A 20275-nucleotide genomic window follows, 5' to 3' on the forward strand; every position below is an offset into this window, starting at 1 on the left:
ATTCAAACCTTTTCAAATAATCAAACATTTTAACTCTTAATTAAACATTTTTAAACCTTCTCAATAGCTCATTTCACTGATGACAAAAATTAAAGTAGGCGTTGTTGGAACAGGATTTATTGGCCCCGCTCACATCGAAGCCTTACGCCGATTGCCTAACGTAGAAGTAGCTGCTCTCTGCGAAGTAACGTCTGAATTAGCCGCCGCCAAAGCTGCTCAGCTAGGTATTGCCCGTTCGTATACGTTTGATGAATTATTACAGCAGGAAGACATCCAGGTAGTACACATCTGTACCCCCAACTTTTTGCATTACTCGCAGTCTAAAGCTGCTTTGTTAGCGGGTAAGCATGTGGTTTGCGAGAAACCTCTGGCAAAAGATTTGCACGAAGCCGAAGAATTGGTAGAGTTAGCTGCTCAGACAGGTCTGGTGAATGCGGTGCACTTCAACCTGCGTTACTACCCTCTGGCTCGTCAGATGAAAGCCATGCAGGAAAAAGGTGAACTGGGTGAAGTCTATTCCATCATGGGTTCTTACCTGCAAGACTGGCTGTTCTACGAAACAGATTATAGCTGGCGTCTGGAGCCCGATAAGTCAGGAAACAGCCGGGCTATTGCGGACATCGGGTCTCACCTGATGGACATCATCGAGTACATCACCGGACTAAAAACGGTGGAAGTATTGGCTGACTTTAACATCATCCACAAAACGCGTAAGAAGCCTCTGAAGCCCGTTGAGACCTATTCAGGTAAAATGCTTCAGCCCGAAGATTACGCAGATATCGACATTACTACGGAAGATCACGCGAACGTTCTGTTGCGTTTCAATAACGGAAATCGTGGCGTAATTACGGTATCGCAAGTATCGGCTGGTCGTAAAAATCAGTTGAAACTGGAAATTGCTGGTTCGAAACAAACTTTTGCCTGGAATTCTGAAGCTCCTAACGAGTTATGGATTGGTAAGCGGGATGGCAATAACCAAGTATTGATGCGTGATCCTTCATTGGTTCACCCCGAAGTTCGTTCCATCATTACCTTCCCAGGTGGTCATAACGAAGGTTTTGCCGATACTTCCAAGCAAATGTTCAAAGAGGTATATGCAGCAGTAGAAGCCGGTAAAATGCCCGAAAATCCAACGTTCCCGACCTTCGCGGACGGCTACCGTGAGTTACTGATTTGCGAGAAAATCCTCGAATCAAATCAGAAACAAGCTTGGGTTCAGATCTAGTTTTGAATGATTGAAAGGATAGCTTTGTAAAAACATCGCTATCCTTTTTAGCTGAAATAAAATGATAGACTACCGATCTATAATAACCATAGAACCAGGAATACGGAGTGGAAAACCCTGTATTCGTGGGATGCGTATTACTGTAGGTGACGTATTGAGCTGGTTAGCTGCCGGAATGACTTTTGAAGAAATTCTGAATGATTATCCAGATCTTACCCAGGATGATATTCTGGCTGTGCTGGCGTTTGCAGCAGCAAAAGAGCAGCATAGCCATCGAATTGCTATATGAAATTACTATTCGATCAGAATATTTCTCACCGGATCATTGCCAAAATCAGTGCTGATTTTGCCGAAGCTACGCATGTCCGTGAAGTCGGACTGCGGGATGCAACGGATCGGGTAATTTGGGAATATGCCAAAGAATTCGATTATACGATCGTAACTAAGGATGATGATTTCGAGAAATTTCATTTGGTTTGGGGGGCTCCACCGAAAGTAGTTTGGTTAAAGATCGGCAACAGTCAAACCGATGAAATTGCTCGTATTTTAATACAACAAAAAGAGAGAATTCAGCACTTTATTACGAAAGAACTGGAAATAGGATTACTTGAAATATATCCTCTTACCATTATTCTATAACTAATCTTTAAACCATGAAAAGCTTAAAAGGTCCCGGAATATTTCTGGCTCAATTTATTGGTGATGCGGAGCCGTTTAACTCAATCGATAGTATTGCCAAATACATGGCAAATCTGGGCTACAAAGGAATTCAGGTTCCTTCAGGCGATCCCCGGATGATTGATTTAAAAACTGCCGCTGAGTCCAAAACGTATTGCGACGAGTATAAAGGCAAGCTGGCTGACATTGGTCTGGAAGTAACAGAACTCTCTACGCACTTACAGGGTCAGTTAGTAGCCGTTCACCCGGCTTATTCAACGATGTTCTCCGGCTTTGGGCCGAAAGAAGTAGCGAATGATCCGGCTGCCCAGCAGGCATGGGCTACAGAACAGTTAATCTGGTCGGCTAAAGCCAGTCAGAATCTGGGCCTTACTTCACACGTAACTTTCTCTGGAGCCTTATTATGGCCCTTTGTCTATCCTTGGCCTCAGCGTCCGGCTGGACTAGTGGACATGGCATTCACGGAATTGGCTAAACGCTGGACTCCAATTCTGAATGCGTTTGATGAAGCAGGCGTGAATGTAGGCTTTGAATTACACCCCGGTGAGGATTTACACGACGGAATTACTTTCGAAATGTTCCTCGAAAAAGTAAATAATCACCCACGGGCCGGTATTAACTATGACCCCAGCCACTTCCTGTTGCAACAACTGGATTACCTGCAATTCATCGACTTCTATCACGATCGCATTTATGCATTCCACGTAAAAGACGCTGAATTCAATCCTTCTGGCAAGCAAGGCGTATACGGTGGCTATCAGGGTTGGGTAGAGCGGGCAGGCCGCTTCCGTTCTTTAGGGGATGGTCAGGTAGATTTCAGTTCCATCTTCAGCAAAATGGCTCAGTATGACTATGATGGTTGGGCTGTTCTGGAGTGGGAGTGTGCCATCAAACACCCCGAGCAAGGTGCCGCTGAAGGAGCTCAGTTTATTACCGATCATATGATTCGTGTAACCGAACGGGCCTTCGACGATTTCGCTGGAACGGGGGCTGATGAAGCTTTCAATAAGAAGGTATTAGGTTTATAGTTCCACTACCAGTTTTGCGGCTGGTAGCGAAAATAAAAGAGCCTTTCTGACAGCATCAGAAAGGCTCTTTTTATAGTTAATTATAGCGTATCAGGCGTGTACTTTATTCTGCTCTACCCAGGCATTAATCCTGCCTAAAATATCTTCTGGTTTAATCGTATCCATATCTGCGTTTACACAAGTAAGAGATTCCGCTTTTTTACCAACCGGTCCCCAGCGACCAGCATCTTTGGTATGGATATCCGTGTATAAACCCAGCGTATAAATGCCCGAAGCGGCGGCGATGTGAACGGGGCCCGTACTACAGGCAATTAACCCATCAGCCTGACTGATAAACGTAATAAACTGGCTCAGCGGCATTTTACCACTAATGTCAGTTACCTCTTCCGCGTGCTGAGCAAGCCAGGGCTCCAGTTCTTCATGCTCCTTGGCTGACCCGCTGATAAAGATTTTGAATTTTGATTGATCAATTTGCCGGATGAGTTGGGAGTAGTTTTCCAAACTCCATTCCTTACTGTTTTTATGCGACTTGGGGTGGATAATCAGATTAAAGCGATCGTCTGATAATAAAGCTTTAAACTCTGGATTTAGAGGTTGGAAGCGAGTCAGTCCATAATAGTCCGTAACTTCATTCCAGGAAAGCTGCCGATAAATATCTAATCCTCTTAATAACTTCACATTTAACTGAGCTTCATGCAGACCAGAGTTTTTGCGACTTAAGGGGATCAGTTTGTTGCAAGTATACCAGAAAAAAAAACGATTCATGGTACCGATTCTTCGCTCAATACCCGCTTTTTTCAATTGCTTCGCCACCACATCCGAATCTTTCAAATGAACTGCTACATCAATCTTTTCCTTGGCTAGTAACTGGTTGATCTCTTCTGACGTTTTTCCCGTCCAGTCATCAAAATTCACGAAACCGTCAATATGCTCACTGGCCAGAGCAATGTCACGCGTATACGTTCTTCCTAAAACAGAAACTTTCGAATCGGGATATTTTTCCTTAATCAGACCGCAGACGGGCATAGCTAACACCATATCTCCTACGGCGTCAGTTCGGCAAACTAATATATGTTTATGGTTAAAAGTCTGGGATGATGGCATAAACGAAATAAATATGTATGGGTAATGAAAGAACGGTGCCTGATGCTCTTTCCGTTAACGAGTTTCCGTGGCGAAAATTTACAATGAGAAACGAAGAAGAAGGGCTGTAAAGATAGACTTCTTCGATTAAAGCTCATGGCGTAAGCCAGATAGTTTTTAAAACCAATTCAAAAAAGTGAGTTGGAAGTACCGGATTGCTACTATTGATTAATAAATAGATTTGCAAAACGACCAATTCCATTTTTGCCACTAGATTTGTTGACTATCATTTGCTTAGGGTAAGGCAATTTCGTGAAAACAAGTTTCCCTAAGTAAATAATTTTCAGTAAAACCGTACATTTCAACAAGTTAACCTCAGATTCATGAAAAAGACACTCATCGGTATTCTGTCGCTGGTTACAGTTACCTGTCTTGCCCAATCCCCCAATTCTCTTTCCAAAGCGGAAAAAAAAGCAGGTTTCAAATTACTTTTTGATGGCAAAACCACTAATGGCTGGCATAAATACAACGGTGAAGGCATCGGTACGGCCTGGAAAATAGAAGAAGGTGCCCTAAAACTGGATGCTGACGCCCGCAAAGGTGGAGCGACGGCTGGCGATATTGTTACCGACGGTGAATACAAGGATTTTGAACTGAAATACGATTCCAAAATTGCTGAAAACGGTAACAGCGGCGTGATGTTTCACGTTGTTGAAAGTGATAAATACAAATACCCCTGGTTGACAGGTCCCGAAATTCAGGTGATTGACAACGAACGTCACTCGGATAGCAAACTGGAAAGCCACCGGGCGGGTAGTTTATACGACCTGATTCCGGCTAATCCTCAAAACGCGAAACCAGCCGGACAATGGAATTCCATGCGGGTAGTGCTGGATCAGGGTAAATTCGTGATCTATCAAAACGACGTAAAAGTGGTAGAAACGGACATGAGCACGCCTCAGTTTACCGAGATGGTTGCAAAGTCTAAATTCAAAACCATGCCTGATTTTGCCAAGTTTGCAACGGGTCATTTTTGCCTTCAGGATCACGGAGATACGGTATGGTTCCGTAATATCAAAATCCGCGAAATTAAGCACTAAGATTTCAACCTTAGTAACAAAAAAGCCTTTTCAGCGAAAGTTGGAAAGGCTTTTTTATGCGACAGCAATACTTTAAGATTCTTAACGCATAAATCAAAACCTCAAAATAAACTCCTACGAAAGCTTGGTTATTTATTATATATAAAACGATTTTATCATATAAGTACACTTAATAAAGAATACATTTGCCCGTACCCCATTGGTCATGGAAAGTATATGTTGAATCATGCAGTACCCATTCAATCACAAGTACGCGTATGTATGAAGACCGAATATTACGAGCAGATCTGCGTGACAAAATTATAAGCGTAGATGAGGCCGCCTCGTTTATCAAAGATCAAATGGTGGTGGGAACCAGCGGCTTTACCAAGGCTGGAGACAGCAAAGCCGTATTACTGGCCTTAGCCCAGCGAGCGAAAACAGAACCTCTGAAAATCACTCTGATTACCGGGGCCTCACTGGGGCAGGATACCGACGCCGCCCTGGCGAACTCCCACGCATTGAATCGCCGGATGCCTTTTCAGGTAGATCCGGTATTACGAAAGAGTATTAACTCAGGGGAGGTTATGTTCATGGATCACCACTTGTGTGAGACCGTTGAGCTATTGCAAAACCAGCATTTACCTTCATTAGATATAGCCGTTATTGAGGCCGCCCGCATTGAAGAAGATGGCAGCATCGTGCCGACTACTTCGGTGGGAAACTCCGCTCACTTTGCGGCCCTGGCCGATAAAGTTATTGTAGAGGTTAACCTGTCAATGCCACTTTCGCTTTGCGGACTACACGATGTGTTTATGGCAGGCGTATATCCAGACCGTTCTATTATTCCCATTACCTCGCCGTCTTCCCGCGTGGGACGCACTTCCATTCCGGTTGATCCAGAGAAAATCGTGGGAATCGTTATAACCAGCGTCAAAGATAGCCCGGCCCAAATCGTACCACCCGATGAAAAGACGACGGCTATTGCTTCGCACTTACTGGAATTTTTCAATCGGGAAGTTAGGCAGGGGAGGCTTAAAAAATCATTACTACCCTTGCAGGCCGGCATTGGCAAAGTAGCAAATGCCGTGTTATCGGGCTTTATCAATAGTGATTTCGAGAATCTCACGATGTACTCAGAGGTGTTACAGGATAGTACATTTGAGTTAATGGACGCTGGAAAAATGATTTATGCATCGGCTTCGTCGATTACCGTTTCTGATGAATGGTATACGAAACTGATGAAGGATATTGATAAGTATCGTGATAAGATTGTGCTGCGTCCTCAGAATATCAGTAATGCTCCCGAGGTAATCCGTCGGATGGGCGTAATTGGTATTAACACGGCCATCGAGTTTGACATTTACGGAAACGTGAATTCTACGCACATCAGCGGTACCAAAATGATGAATGGCATCGGTGGTTCGGGAGACTTTGCCCGCAACGCCTTTCTGAGCATTTTCGTGACGCAGGCGGCTTCGAAGAATAATTCTATATCTCACGTATTACCCATGGTTTCGCATGTGGACCATACCGAACACGATGTAGATATACTGGTGACGGATCAGGGTTTGGCGGATTTACGGGGATTGGCTCCCAGAGAACGGGCGAAGGCCATTATTGCCAATTGCGTGCATCCTGACTATCGGGAAGAATTACAATCGTACTTTGATCGAGCTTGCGAACGCGGGGGGCACACGCCGCACGTACTGGAAGAAGCTTTTAGCTGGCATACCCGCTTATCAACAACCGGGACGATGAAGAAGGCTGGGATTTCAGCATGAGGACCTTCAAATGGAGAGACGCGACTTCATGGCGTCTGGCCGGGAGATGGAAATCAATGAAAGGTAAAAAAGCCACATGAATCCCTTTATTCTTCCAGCCAGATACAGAGAAGTGGAGAGCATTATTTTAGGACTGGGATAGGTTAGTAACAGAGAGTTACTAACCTATCCCAACGTTCGTCCCATTTTTACTGAAAATCTCGAACGTAGTGAGAAATGATAGATGAGACGATTAGGTAACTAACGTCTTCTCTGCGAATAACTCATTCCTAAAAACAGCAAATAAGCCACGGCTACAATACCCAAACCGCAGGCTTCGCGGGCTAATTCCTGATTAGGCGTTTTCATCGTTAAGCCTTCATTTTCGCTGAAGAAACCTTCCCAGGCGGTCATTTGTGTCCAGGAGCTAATAGCCCAGGCCGCTGACCAAATCAGTAGCACTAGTAAAAGCTCTTGATTAAACTTACCCTGAAAAGCCCGTAAGGCTGTGTAGGCAGCGATTAGGTAAATGGTACCCCAGAGCAAAGGATCGGGATCGTTGTATTGCCAGCCTGCAAACAGAATGAAAATGGGAACGAGTAGTAATGCGAAGTACTTCATACGAAATTATTTACAGAAAGTGTCAATTGCGTCGGCGGCTTCGGCATAGCCTAGTTTTTTAGATTGCTGAAAGCTCAGACAAGCGGCCTCCCGGTTTCCTACCAGATTTTGAGCCAGTCCCATGTTAAAAAAGGCCTGTGGAAATTCAGAACGCAGACCAACCGCCTGCTCATAATCGCGGATAGCGGAGGGGTAGTTTTTTTGTTCCAGATAGAGATTTCCTCGAACGAAATACGTCTCGGCGTTCTTAGGAGCCAACTGAACGGCTTTATCAAAATCAACCGTGGCTTTTTGGGGTAACTTCAATTCAGCATAAATAAAGCCACGGTTCAGATAAATCTCAGCCGAGTCGGGAGCAAGGGTAGTTGCTTTCGTTAAATCATGAATAGCCGCCTCAAAATCGCTTTGAGCCATGCGAAGTTTGGCACGATTGAAAAAAGGCAGGTATAAGGACGAATCCGCCTGAATAGCCTGATCGTAATCCATCATCGCGTTACTAAAATCTTTAAGCTGATAATGGGCGACGCCACGGGCATTGAGAGCCTCGGCATTCTTCGGATTAGCCTCTACGGCCTGGTTTAATTCCAGAATGGCTTCGTTTAATTTATTTTCCCGCAGTAATTTTCGCCCTTCTTCTAAATGTTTATTAGAAGAGTTACAGCTTGATATGCAAAGAGATAGACCTAAAATAAGGGCAGGTAGATGGAGCAGACGAAATTTTTTCATGCTGCAATTTACGCTTTGACTTGACATCGTGTCAAAATAAAACGATCTTTGCAGCGGCAAATCAGGCCAGCTCCTGTTGAATCCCCCAGGTCTTGACCGAAGCAAGGGTAGACGGTTGTAGCGGTTCGTGGTTTGCCATTTTTTATTTTATAGCCTTTCAGTTTTACTCTCCTTCATTTTTGGGTCTTGAAATGCTCCTTTTTCGCGAAGGTGAATATTCTTATTCTACGAGACTTTCTAAAATTTGCAATTATTTGGATCTTCATTCGAATGATCGAGGTATGAATGAATTTTTATACCTGTTATCTTGGACGAAGTGAGAGAACAGGGTGTAGAAAGGGATACATTTTAAGTACACCTAATGACCAGGTGAGTTCGCAAAGACAAGAAAGTCCCTTCACTCTGGATGACAGGCTTGCAGGGTAACGACACTTCGGATGGCCCGCTTCAACGAAGGACAAGCCTATACACTTCTTCCTGGTTTTATTCAAAATACCATCTTAGATAGTAAGCTCTTGTAACTGATGATACATTGTTTAGTGGTAGAACGCTAAAGAGCATCGATCACCTGCCGACCCATAAACTATCAACTACTTACAAAGAAAAAGCTTCGACCTGATGTCAGATCGAAGCTTTTTGTATGAAGTGATGGAGCGAGCGACTAGTTCCGGTATAGAACGGACTTCACCGCTGATACTACACGCTTAGGATTGGGTAATACCTCTTCAATCAGCGTAGGAGCGTAAGGCAGAGGTACATCGCGGCTGGTTACACGGGCGACGGGAGCGTCAAGGTAATCAAATGCGTACCGTTGCAGGTGATAGGCCACCTCCGAAGAAATAGAGGCCAGAGGAGCTGCTTCCTCAACGATCACACAACGATTCGTTTTCTTGAGGGATTTAACTACCGTACCGTAATCGATTGGACGAACAGAGCGTAAGTCGATTAACTCAACCGAAATACCTTCTTTCTCCAGTTCTTCAATCGCAGGCATTACGATGCGAGGAATTACTTTACCAAAGCTTACGATGGTAACGTCTTTTCCTTCTTTTTTTACATCAGCCACACCGATGGGGATGAGGTATTCTCCGTCGGGTACCTGACCTTTGTCACCGTACATTTGCTCCGATTCCATGAAAATCACGGGATCGTTATCGCGAATGGCTGATTTCAATAAACCTTTGGCATCGGCGGGGTTTGAGGGAATCACCACTTTCAAACCGGGTGTATTTGCGTACCAGCTTTCGAAGTTAGACGAGTGCTGAGCCGCTAACTGACCCGCGTTACCGGTGGGGCCACGAAATACGATAGGAGCGTTATATTGTCCGCCTGACATTTCGTAAATCTTAGCCGCTGAGTTGATCACCTGATCAATCGCTACTAATGAGAAGTTGAACGTCATGAACTCGATAATAGGACGCAGACCATTGGCGGCTGCACCCACACCGATTCCTGCAAAACCTAATTCGGCAATGGGAGTATCGATTACGCGTTCTGGTCCGAATTCATCCAGCATCCCTTGAGATACTTTGTACGCACCGTTGTATTCAGCAACTTCTTCGCCCATTAAAAAAACGCGGGGATCACGTCGCATTTCCTCGCTCATAGCTTCGCGAAGAGCCTCCCGAAATTGTAATTCTCTCATGTTCAGAGTTTCTGTCGTATGTCCAGCTTGAAAGTCTTCGTAAAGACCTTCAAAATTAGGCATGGATCAGCAATTGGCAAGCCTCAACTGCAATCATTTCCGATTTATGCCAATGTTTTTATGGGGAATAATTCATTATCAGCTTATTAAAAATACAGTGTCTTAGATAATTTATAAATCTAAGCTTAAAAAAGGATTATAAGCTCATTAAAAATGTAATTATTGTGCGATAAAATGATAAAAAACTTTTATTACGATTGTTTTTGTATTACTTTTAGAACGCTGCTAGGTAGGTAGTGGCGGATTACTATTGATTACGCGTAGCGAAGTTCCTGAAATCGGCTGCCTGATTTATAAAACTAGCTCCAGTACTCTCCCTCATTAAAACTAAAACATCTAAATCATCGGTATCCAACGAAATTTAGAGAAAGCACGTATTAACTATTAGTCGAGTTCATTAGTTAACCAGCGTTTGTATTGCTTAATGCCGAAAAGCGGGGAATTACTCTTGATGGCTTTGAAGGCATTCTATCAGGCATGATAAGGTCGCATCATACCCGGAATGACCAGCAAAAGCCTCATTGGCAGAGTTCAGTTTTAGTAGTCAAATCAGTTTAATCCGGAAAGATTATGACTTTGGAAGAATTTCTTCAGAGCGATGGGTGCGTTCTTATGCTGGTGTTTCAGCAATACAACCCCCAAGTGAGCCAATCAGAACGTGTGTTGGAAAGCTTTGTTAGTCAGCACCCCAGAGAAGCCCGTTTATTGCGAGTGGCTTGTGGAAGAGAAGATGAGTTATTTAAACGCTATAAGATTCAGTCGAACCCGACGGTATTGGGGCTTCGAAAAGGTCGCGAAATCTGGCGGCACGAAGGCCTCACCGACGCGGCGACCCTGGATCAGCTAGCTTCGCAACTGACAGGGAATTGTGCCTAGCCGCTCGAACTAGCTAAAGTTTGTCGTACTTTTGCAGTCTGAGAAATCATTAATGCATGGTACCCATTCGGTCAGTATTAGCAAAGCCCGTCGCGGCCTGGGTTATATCAAAGCGTCGTCAGTGGGAGTTAAAACCCGCTGAAACGCAGAATGTATGGTTTAAAAACTTACTGGATTCCGCCCGGAACACCGAGTTTGGGCGGAATCACTATTTTAAAGATATTCGAACCCCCGCCGATTTTTGTCAGGCTGTTCCCATTCGGGATTATGAAGGGCTAAAGCCTTACGTTGAGAAAGTTACCCACGGGGAAGAGGATATTCTATGGCCTGGAAAGCCTTATACTTCGCCAAAACTTCGGGCACTACTTCAGGGGTTAAATACATTCCCATCTCCAAAGAATCCATTGGATACCACATCTCCGGTGCCCGTGATGCTCTGCTGAGTTATATTCACGAAACAGGACGAGCCGAGTTTCTGGACAAAAAGCTGATTTTTCTTTCAGGAAGTCCGGAAATGACGATGAAAAATGGCGTTCACGTAGGACGGCTTTCGGGAATTTCCAATCACCACGTTCCGTCTTACCTCCGCACCAATCAGTTACCTAGCTGGGAAACCAACTGCATTGAAGATTGGGAAACCAAACTGGATCGTATTATTGACGAAACCATCCATCAACCCATGTCGCTGATTTCCGGCATTCCGCCCTGGGTGCAGATGTATTTTGACCGGATTCAAACTCGTACGGGGAAAAAAATCAAGGATGTTTTTCCTGATTTTCAGGTCTTCGTATATGGTGGCGTAAATTTCGAGCCCTATCGGGCGAAGTTATTCGATTCTGTTGGGAAGAAGGTAGACTCCATCGAGACCTACCCTGCTTCAGAAGGTTTTATCGCCTACCAGGATTCTCAGACGAATCCCGGCTTATTGATGCTTCTTAATCAGGGTATTTTCTACGAATTTGTTCCGGTAGAGGAATTCTATAATGAGAACCCCCGCCGGTTAACAATTGGCGAGGTAGAGTTGGGCAAGAATTACGTAGTCATTATGAATACCAATGCCGGACTTTGGGGGTACAACATTGGCGATACTGTGAAATTTGTTTCCAAAGATCCGTATCGCATTCTGGTAACGGGCCGGATCAAGCACTTCATTTCGGCCTTTGGCGAACACGTGATTGGAGAAGAAGTAGAGAAAGCCATGGCTTATGCCGTGAGTCGCCAGCCCGAAACGCAGGTGGTGGAATTTACAGTAGCTCCGCAGGTAACGCCCACCGAAGGGGGATTGCCTTATCACGAATGGCTGATTGAGTTTGCTAATCCTCCTCAAAACCCTGAACAGTTTCGGCAGGATTTGGATACGCAGTTAACCAAGCTCAATGTCTATTATGACGACTTGATTACGGGAAACATTTTACAGCCTTTAAAGATTAATAGTCTGCGTCAGGGAGCGTTCATTGACTTCATGAAGAGTCAGGGAAAACTTGGCGGACAAAATAAAGTACCTCGTTTGGCAAACGACCGTAAGATCGCCGACGAATTAGGCAGGTTTCACTAGTTGTCAGTTTTGAGTTTTGAGTTTTGAGTTTTGAGTTTTGAGTTTTCAGTTTTCAGTTTTCAGTTTTCAGTTTTCAGTTGGAAAGAGAAAACCCGCAAAGGTAGGGGAGAGGTTTGGAAATGAGAATACTAACCCCGGAGGGGTTCAATATGCATAGCCCCAGGCTGGATAGCCCCGGATGATAATCCGGGGTTTGTGTCACAAAACATAAAAACAAAAACCCGTAAAGGAAAACATAACCCCGGAGGGGTTCAATATCAATAGCTCTAGCCTGGATGGACCCAAGCTGGATAACCCCGGATGATAATCCGGGGAGAATGCCGGGGTTAGTTTTTTTAACCAAATCTAAAGCCACCAGAACAGGGGGTAAACCCGTCCCAGATTAGAACGAACGCAAAAGTAAGAACCTCCTGCCTTGGCTGGTGTCTTCACCAGCCAATTGTAAAAGGAAGTGGTTGGTGAAGACACCAACCACGGTGGGGAATACGAATAGCCCCGGGTGCAACCCGGGGTAAGGTACAAGTTAAATTACCCCGGTCTGGATGGATCTGGATGATAAAATACAATCAACCCAACGTTTCCCCCAGAGTAACTTTCCTGCCTTGCTGGTGTCCTAACCAGCCAATTGTAAAAGGAAGTGATTAGTGAAGACACCAACCACGGTGGGTTTAGGTGCGTAAGAACAAAAAACGCCAACAGAAAATACCAATAATTCCCCCATGCAGAAACGAAGTATTGCTATACTGGGCTCGACGGGCTCGATTGGAACACAGGCACTGGACGTGGTTCGGGCTAATCCCGAAGCCTTTCAGGTTGAAGTGTTATCCGCTCAGAATAATGCAACCTTATTAATAGAACAAGCGGTCGAATTTCGTCCGAATGTGGTGGTAATCGGTAATGAAGATGTATACGACAAGGTAAAATCGGCCCTTGATTCACTGGATATCAAAGTTTACTGCGGCATTGAAGCTCTGGCTAATGTGGTACAGATGGACACGATTGATCTGGTGCTAACATCAATGGTGGGATATGCTGGTTTGTTACCCACGCTGAAAGCGATTGAAGCGGGCAAATCCATCGCTCTGGCGAATAAAGAAACGCTGGTGGTGGCGGGAGAGCTGGTTACTGAAGCCGCTCGCCGAAAAGGCATCAATATCTACCCCGTCGACTCCGAGCATTCGGCTATTTTTCAATGTCTGGTAGGGGAGTTTCATAACCCGATCGAAAAAATTATCCTGACGGCTTCGGGCGGTCCTTTTCGTGGAAAAGACCGGGAGTTTTTGAAAACCGTTACCAAAGCTCAGGCTCTCAAACATCCGAACTGGGTAATGGGGGCGAAGATTACCATCGATTCCGCCAGTCTGATGAACAAAGGACTGGAAGTAATCGAAGCCAAATGGCTGTTTGGACTGGATACGCCGCAGATTGATGTAGTGGTACATCCGCAGAGTATCATTCATTCGCTTGTACAGTTTCAGGACGGTTCCATCAAAGCTCAGTTAGGCTTACCTGACATGCGATTACCGATTCAGTTTGCGATGGGTTATCCCAATCGAATGCCTTCTGATTTTCCCCGATTTAGTTTCTTTGACTACCCGACGCTAAGTTTCGAACAGCCTGATGCCGAGACGTTTCGAAATCTGGCTCTGGCTTACCAGGCCCTTGAACGCGGAGGGAATGCCTGCTGCATTCTGAACGCAGCCAATGAAATTGCCGTAGCTGAGTTTTTAAACGATCGGATTGGATTTCTGGAAATGTCGGACCTGATTGAAGACTGTATGAATCGAGTTTCCTTCGTGAAAAGTCCGACGTATGAAGACTACGTGCAAACGGACACGGAAACCCGCCGACTGGCTCAGGAGCTCATTAAATCACATTCCATTCATTAAGATATGTCCCGTTACGCTTTAGCTCTAGACCTCGTTGATGATCCACAATTGATCGCTGAATACGAAAAGTACCATGAAACCATCTGGCCGGAAATACACGAAAGCATTACCAGTCAGGGCATTACGAACATGGAAATTTATCGGGCGGGGAATCGTCTGTTTATGATCATGGAAGTGGATGAAATGTTTAGTTTCGAGAAAAAATCGGCTGCCGATTCGGCAAATCCGAAAGTGCAGGAGTGGGAACAGCTCATGTGGAAGTATCAGCAGGCAATTCCCGCTGCCAAGCCCGGTGAGAAGTGGGTAATTATGGATAAAATTTTTCAGTTGTAGATCAAGTTGGGAGATACCTATAAAACAATAGAGCAGCCCGCTGAAGGGTTATCTAAGGATAAAGGAAGTAAGTTTCTTGCCTACGCCTATCCTTTCACGGACGAAGAAGAGCTAAAAACCCGCATTGCCGAGTTAAAAGATTTACATCCCAAAGCCCGGCATCATTGCTGGGCTTATCGTTTAACGCCCGACCGCAGCATTTTTCGGGCCAATGACGATGGAGAACCGTCAGGATCAGCGGGTAAGCCAATCCTCAATACCTTATTGTCGAATGATGTTACGAATATTCTGGTCGTAGTCGTTCGTTACTTTGGCGGCACTCTGTTGGGGGTACCCGGACTTATTAATGCCTATAAAGCAGCTACCCAGGAAGCTTTAAATGCAGCGGAAGTGGTTGAAAAACAGGTTAAGCAAAAGTACGCTCTTCGATTTGATTATTTACAGATGAATGATGTGATGCGGGTAATGAAGGAAGAACCCGTAACCATTCTAAAGCAGGAATTCGATAATCAGTGCCTGATTGAGTTTACCATTCGGCTGTCTTTGTCCGAATCCGTGGCAGGCCGTTTGCAGAAAATAGAGGGTATAGAGCTGGAATCTATAGGATTGATTTAATATAACAATAAGTGGAAATAATTTACTTATTATGGGAAAAAGCTTAGGCGATTCTGTAGACGGTTTCCTACAATTGATTTGATAATTACTAATTTTTATATTGATCATCAGTGTTTTATAGAATTTGTAAGTTGGTTTTTGGTTTGGCACGTCATTTTCCTAGTATAGAATCGTAAACCAGATGTTTTAAAACGAAAAAGAAACACTTATTTATTCTGAGAAAATCCCTGAGGAATTTCAAAAGAGGCTAAATAAGGATTTTCGTCAAGCCATAGAAAGGTAATAACGTTTACAAGATGGTTTGAAAACTGGAGCCCCTGTATTGTTCACGAGTTACACAGGATTATATGTTCAACATAAGAAACTGTTAATTCGACTCCTGAGAGCAAAACAATGCAGAATGTATTTCCGGAAAATCAAGTTTCGAGCGTAATTGGAAAAGATGAGTAACGAATACGAGTACTCTTATTACTTTTCCAGACATTAGGTTTTTTCGAGAAGTGGCCAGTGTTAACTGACCACTTTTCCTTTTTATATATCAGTTTTGAATGAGAGAAGGAGTGAATGATAGAATAAATGAATAGCCTTTCCTGTTCAAATAAGAAAATAACAAAGACAACCCTAACATAGAGACGTGATTAATCGCGTCTGGCTTAGAAATAGAGATAGCTAAGGGTTAACCTTGCTTTTGGTTGGATTAATAGTCCCAAACTCATCTGTAGAGGATTGGTATATCATGGCCTAGGGTAGTGCTGCCAGCGAAAAGCTGGCAGCGGACACGTTGGAAAGTCTTGGTGCTTCAGATCTATAGCATTCATTTATAACTAACTGGAAAATAAAAAAGCCAGATCGTATTATATCGATCTGGCTTTTTTATAAGGGTTGCTCAACCCCAAACGAATAAATTATGACAGGGACTGGAATGTAATCCAGGCAGCTATGTAGGCAATGGCCGTCATATACGTAAATTGTACGGCAGGATAAAACCACGACTTGGTTTCGCGGTAAGTGGCTGCCAGCGTACTCATACACATCATGGCGAAAACGTAGAAGATCAATAACGAGAAAGCCACCGCAGGCGTAAAGCGTGGACCGCCCGTTTCGGGATTAATCTCCGTCCTCATTTTATTTTTTACTGTATCCGTATCATCGTCGCCGCCGAGACTATAAATCGTGGACATCGTTCCGACAAATACTTCACGAGCAGCGAAAGAGGTTAATAAAGCAATCCCAATTTTCCAGTCATACCCCAGTGGCCGAATGGCTGGTTCGATAAAGTGACCAAAGCGACCCGCGTACGAAGTTTCTAACTGAGCAGAGGCAATCGCATTCCCTAACTCTTCCTGACTTAAAGTCGGATTTTCTTTAATAACTTGCTGTTCAGCCTGTTCCATTGAATCGCCGGGGCCGTAGCTGGCTAATACCCAGAGAATAATCGAAATGGCGACAATCACTTTCCCAGCTTCCAGTACAAAGGCTTTTACGGCATTCCAAACGGCCATCACAACGTGATCAACTCGAGGTAACTGAAACACAGGCATCTCCATTATGAAAAAACTGCGTTCTTTCACTTTCATTAAATTCTTCATTACCCAGGCGGATAACAAAGCTGAAACGAAACCGAGCAGGTAAAGTAGCATCAAGGCAAGTCCTTGTAAATTGAAAATTCCTAAAATGGTTCGTTCAGGAATCACCAGGCCGATCATAATCGTAAAAATGGGCAGACGGGCAGAGCAACTCATTAATGGAGTAACCATGATGGTAATCAGCCGATCCTTCCAGCTCTGAATGGTTCGGCTACCCATAATAGCTGGTACGGCACAGGCTACGCTTGAGATTAAGGGCACAACGCTTCGGCCATTCAACCCGACTTTCCGCATGAGTTTATCCATCAAAACCATGACCCGAGCCATGTAGCCTGATTCTTCCAGTAAGGAAATGAAGGTAAAGAGGAAGGCGATTTGCGGAATGAACACCACCACGCCGCCAATGCCGGCCACGAGCCCATCGGTTAATAAGCTGGTTAATAAGCCTTCGGGTAAGTTTGATTTCAGCCACTCATTTAGCGAAGCCATGCCAGAATCAATCCAGTCCATCGGATATTCCGCTAATGAAAAAATGGACTGAAAGATCAGGAATAGAATGGCGAAGAAGCTGGCATAGCCCCAGATGGGGTGTAATAAAATTTTATCCAGTTTCTGGGTGAACGTTTCTTGGGGCTTGTCGTCTTTCTTGCGAATGGATTCATCCGCAATGGCTCCCAGAATTTTGTATCGATTAACCGTTTCTTTCGTCTGAAAATCAACTTGCTGAAAGCTATGCCGACGGTTAATGTCTACTAATAAGGTACGATTTTCGGAAGTCAGGAAGCGTAACTTTTCAATCTGGCCTGCCATGAGCATGGCTAGGTAATCGTTCGCAACTTTAAATTGGGATTTGATTTCCTGAATAAATTCTTTCGATACCGTATCCAATCGAAGCACAGGTTTGGGTAACTCCGAATGCTCGATCAACTCACCTTTAATGGCAAATTTTAGGTTCTCCAATCCTTCTTCTGACTTGGCATTAATCAGCACAACGGGAACGCCCAGTCGTTCTGAAAGTAGATCGGCATTAATGGTTAAACCGTGAGCTTCCGCCACATCAACCATGTTCAGAGCCAGGATGGTATGAAAACCCAGATCAGATACCTGACTAAATAATAACAAGTTACGCTTCAGGTTAGAAGCATCGGCAACCATGACTACTACTTCCGGGTAATCCTTGCTGGCGGGGTTCGCCAAAATATCAAGTACTACCTGCTCATCCAGCGATTTAGGATATAAGCTATACGTACCGGGTAAATCGATAACGTCAACTTCGGTAGTTTTGTCCAGACGCGTAACACCAATTTTACGATCGACGGTTACACCGGGAAAGTTTCCGGTTTTTTGTCGAAGGCCCGTTAGTGCATTAAAAAGCGAGGTCTTGCCGCAATTGGGGTTACCTACCAGAGCAATTTTGGGATTCTTATTCATTTACAATGGGTAATTCGAATGAAATCCGAAGGGTTTCGGAAGAACTAAACTATTGTAACTCAACAACAGACGCCTCATCCAGTCGTAGTGAAAGCGTATAATCGCCCACTTGCAGACAAATGGGGTCGCCGAGTGGAGCAATGGCCGTCAGACGAATTTCTGTGCCCGGGAGGCAACCCATTTCGAGTAACTTAAGAGCGAGATTAGGATCATGGAAACCGGCGATTACCCCTTTTTCTCCAAGCTTCAATTGCGATAAGTTCCGAGCAGCCATAGCACTTCGTTAATGAAAAACGTCTACTTGTTATTTATATTCATTCTAAAAGAATCTCAAAAGTAGGAAATAGTTCCTAACGTGAACCAGTTTTTTTGATAATTACGCATATAACGAAGCCTGATAAATAGATAACTATTTCTGATGCCAGCTATGAGTTTTCTAAAAAATAAAAACAACCAGCCGAATTGTGCTGTACCTTTGCGGGAAAGTACAGGAAGGTAAAAAGCCACCGGAAAAAGGAACCGGAGCGTACCAGTAATTAGTAAAGTATGCGGGAAGTTAATGCCCTGATAGCGAAAGAAGTACGTCTCGAATGGAGGCAGCGTCATGCCCTAAATGGGATGTTGTTATATCTGGTGAGTACGATTTTCGTGTGCTACCTGAGTTTTCGTTTGAAGGTGAATAAACTCGAACCCATTACCTGGAATACGCTCTTCTGGATTATTCAGCTTTTCACGGCGGTAAGTGCTATCGCCAAGAGTTTTACGCAGGAAAGAGCTGGTCGATTGTTATATTATTATACCCTGGCTAGTCCGGTAGGAGTGATCCTCTCCAAGATGATTTATAACACGGCTTTGATGCTGGGTTTGTCGCTGGTAGGATTTGGCGTATACGCTTTTGTGATGGGAAATCCCGTCGGCGATCTGGGAATGTATCTGGTGTCGATTGTGCTCGGTGCGATGGGTTTTGCCGGAACGCTGACCATGGTAGCAGGAATTGCCAGCAAAGCCGAAAACTCGCCTACACTGATGTCCGTGTTAAGCTTTCCCATTATCCTTCCCATGTTACTGATGTTGCTGAAACTTTCCAAAAATGCCCTGGATGGTCTGGACTGGAATTCCAGCAGCGACGAAATATTAACCCTACTGGCTCTGAATGGAATTGTCTGGATACTATCCCTGATTTTATTCCCGTTTATTTGGAAAAGCTGATTTTCAAGGAAATCTCTCTGCGAATAATCATTAGTTACGTTACTGAAACCAGTGTAGCTCTATCATCATCCCGAATGTTGGGAAACATTCAACAAACTGAATTTTTAATTAATTGCTTATCTAGATTGCTATGGCTTGGTGGAAATATGTATGTATGTTTTTGCTGTTTTACGTCTACACGGGAGGTTTGCTGTTACCCATACCGCACCAACCGATCCTCTACGAAACAGCCCGGAATTTATACTTCCACGTTCCTTTATGGTTTGCGATGATTCTGTTGCTGGTGTTATCGGTCTGGTACGCCATCAAATACCTTCGTAAGGGTAATATGGATGATGATCTTCAGTCGGTTGAGTTAGCGAACACAGGTCTGGTTTTTGGAATTTTAGGATTTATTACCGGAGCCATCTGGGGAAATTACACCTGGGGGAGTCCGTTACCGCAAGATCCCAAGTTATTATCGACCGAAATTGCCATGCTGATTTACCTGGCGTACTGGGTTTTACGAGGTTCTTTCCGCGACGATCAGCAGCGGGCTCGTATTTCGGCGGTGTATAACATCTTCGCCTTTGCCGCTTTCATTCCTCTGACTATCATTTTACCCCGTTTATCGACAAACTCGTTGCATCCTGGAAACGGTGGCAACCCCGGTTTTAAGATTTACGATTCTGATCATACCATGAAGTTCGTTTTTTATCCGGCGATCATCGGGATGATTCTATTAGGTTACTGGATTTCAACGCTTCGGATTCGTTACCGTCGTCTGAACGCCATTGTAGAAGAGAACTAAGCAAAATCATTGGTGAAGCCAGATTTGTGTTGTCTCTTTGTTTTTTACATCCACTCAGCTAAGCTGACCATTTTAAAAAGTTA

General features: G+C 44.3%; 18 protein-coding genes and 1 pseudogene. 13 read left to right on the forward strand and 6 right to left on the reverse strand.

Translation table 11 applies throughout. The features are described from left to right. The first annotated feature begins 79 nt into the window (after window positions 1-79). From BWI96_RS04875 to BWI96_RS04890, 4 genes are all read left to right on the forward strand, one after another. Window positions 80-1225, forward strand: coding sequence for a Gfo/Idh/MocA family protein (locus BWI96_RS04875; protein WP_106635565.1), 1146 nt, complete (start codon window positions 80-82; stop codon window positions 1223-1225). Between the two features lie 64 nt (window positions 1226-1289). Further along, window positions 1290-1514: a DUF433 domain-containing protein gene (locus BWI96_RS04880; protein ID WP_106635664.1), complete on the forward strand. Its 225-nt coding sequence runs from the start codon at window positions 1290-1292 to the stop codon at window positions 1512-1514. Further along, on the forward strand, window positions 1511-1864 hold the full coding sequence (locus tag BWI96_RS04885; protein WP_106635566.1) for a DUF5615 family PIN-like protein: 354 nt from the start codon (window positions 1511-1513) through the stop codon (window positions 1862-1864). The genes BWI96_RS04880 and BWI96_RS04885 overlap by 4 nt, the downstream gene beginning before the upstream one ends. A 14-nt stretch (window positions 1865-1878) precedes the next feature. Further along, window positions 1879-2931: a sugar phosphate isomerase/epimerase gene (locus tag BWI96_RS04890; protein ID WP_106635567.1), complete on the forward strand. Its 1053-nt coding sequence runs from the start codon at window positions 1879-1881 to the stop codon at window positions 2929-2931. A 90-nt stretch (window positions 2932-3021) separates the two neighbouring features. On the opposite strand, the gene BWI96_RS04895 is transcribed toward BWI96_RS04890, so the two are convergent. Continuing rightward, entirely contained in the window at window positions 3022-3969 is a 948-nt protein-coding gene (locus BWI96_RS04895; protein WP_157830216.1) for a glycosyltransferase family 9 protein, read from the reverse strand. Between the two features lie 428 nt (window positions 3970-4397). On the opposite strand from BWI96_RS04895, the gene BWI96_RS04900 reads away from it, so the two are divergent. Next, window positions 4398-5114: a DUF1080 domain-containing protein gene (locus tag BWI96_RS04900; RefSeq protein WP_106635569.1), complete on the forward strand. Its 717-nt coding sequence runs from the start codon at window positions 4398-4400 to the stop codon at window positions 5112-5114. 257 nt (window positions 5115-5371) lie between these two features. Then, entirely contained in the window at window positions 5372-6877 is a 1506-nt protein-coding gene (locus BWI96_RS04905; protein WP_106635570.1) for a succinate CoA transferase, read from the forward strand. A 240-nt stretch (window positions 6878-7117) separates the two neighbouring features. On the opposite strand, the gene BWI96_RS04910 is transcribed toward BWI96_RS04905, so the two are convergent. From BWI96_RS04910 to BWI96_RS04920, 3 genes are all read right to left on the reverse strand, one after another. Beyond that, window positions 7118-7477, reverse strand: a complete 360-nt coding sequence (locus BWI96_RS04910; protein WP_106635571.1) for a transmembrane 220 family protein — start codon at window positions 7475-7477, stop codon at window positions 7118-7120. Window positions 7478-7483: 6 nt separating this feature from the next. Then, entirely contained in the window at window positions 7484-8203 is a 720-nt protein-coding gene (locus tag BWI96_RS04915) for a tetratricopeptide repeat protein (protein WP_106635572.1), read from the reverse strand. Between the two features lie 661 nt (window positions 8204-8864). Next, a complete protein-coding gene (locus tag BWI96_RS04920) occupies window positions 8865-9911 on the reverse strand; it encodes a pyruvate dehydrogenase complex E1 component subunit beta (protein ID WP_106635573.1) in 1047 nt (348 codons plus the stop codon). Between the two features lie 567 nt (window positions 9912-10478). Here BWI96_RS04920 and BWI96_RS04925 point away from each other — a divergent pair. From BWI96_RS04925 to BWI96_RS04945, 5 genes and pseudogenes are all read left to right on the forward strand, one after another. After that, complete coding sequence (locus BWI96_RS04925) at window positions 10479-10784, forward strand: co-chaperone YbbN (RefSeq protein WP_106635574.1); 306 nt, start codon at window positions 10479-10481, stop codon at window positions 10782-10784. A gap of 56 nt (window positions 10785-10840) precedes the next feature. Further along, window positions 10841-12339, forward strand: a pseudogene (locus BWI96_RS04930) (GH3 auxin-responsive promoter family protein). A gap of 719 nt (window positions 12340-13058) precedes the next feature. Then, a complete protein-coding gene (locus BWI96_RS04935; RefSeq protein ID WP_106635575.1) occupies window positions 13059-14228 on the forward strand; it encodes a 1-deoxy-D-xylulose-5-phosphate reductoisomerase in 1170 nt (389 codons plus the stop codon). 3 nt (window positions 14229-14231) lie between these two features. Beyond that, entirely contained in the window at window positions 14232-14561 is a 330-nt protein-coding gene (locus tag BWI96_RS04940) for an L-rhamnose mutarotase (protein ID WP_106635576.1), read from the forward strand. 6 nt (window positions 14562-14567) lie between these two features. Next, window positions 14568-15176 (forward strand): YigZ family protein, encoded by a 609-nt coding sequence (locus BWI96_RS04945; protein WP_369804069.1) that lies wholly within the window; start codon window positions 14568-14570, stop codon window positions 15174-15176. Between the two features lie 905 nt (window positions 15177-16081). Here the strand turns inward: BWI96_RS04945 and feoB are convergent. Next, window positions 16082-18193, reverse strand: a complete 2112-nt coding sequence (feoB, locus tag BWI96_RS04950) for a ferrous iron transport protein B (protein WP_106635578.1) — start codon at window positions 18191-18193, stop codon at window positions 16082-16084. 49 nt (window positions 18194-18242) lie between these two features. Continuing rightward, complete coding sequence (locus BWI96_RS04955; protein WP_106635579.1) at window positions 18243-18467, reverse strand: FeoA family protein; 225 nt, start codon at window positions 18465-18467, stop codon at window positions 18243-18245. A gap of 272 nt (window positions 18468-18739) precedes the next feature. On the opposite strand from BWI96_RS04955, the gene BWI96_RS04960 reads away from it, so the two are divergent. Both BWI96_RS04960 and ccsA read left to right on the forward strand, forming a co-directional pair. Then, window positions 18740-19402 (forward strand): heme exporter protein CcmB, encoded by a 663-nt coding sequence (locus tag BWI96_RS04960; protein WP_106635580.1) that lies wholly within the window; start codon window positions 18740-18742, stop codon window positions 19400-19402. A gap of 130 nt (window positions 19403-19532) precedes the next feature. Further along, window positions 19533-20192, forward strand: a complete 660-nt coding sequence (gene ccsA / locus BWI96_RS04965; protein ID WP_307142619.1) for a cytochrome c biogenesis protein CcsA — start codon at window positions 19533-19535, stop codon at window positions 20190-20192. Window positions 20193-20275: the final 83 nt, after the last annotated feature.

Source organism: Siphonobacter sp. SORGH_AS_0500, from assembly GCF_002838835.1.
Classification (GTDB): domain Bacteria; phylum Bacteroidota; class Bacteroidia; order Cytophagales; family Spirosomataceae; genus Siphonobacter.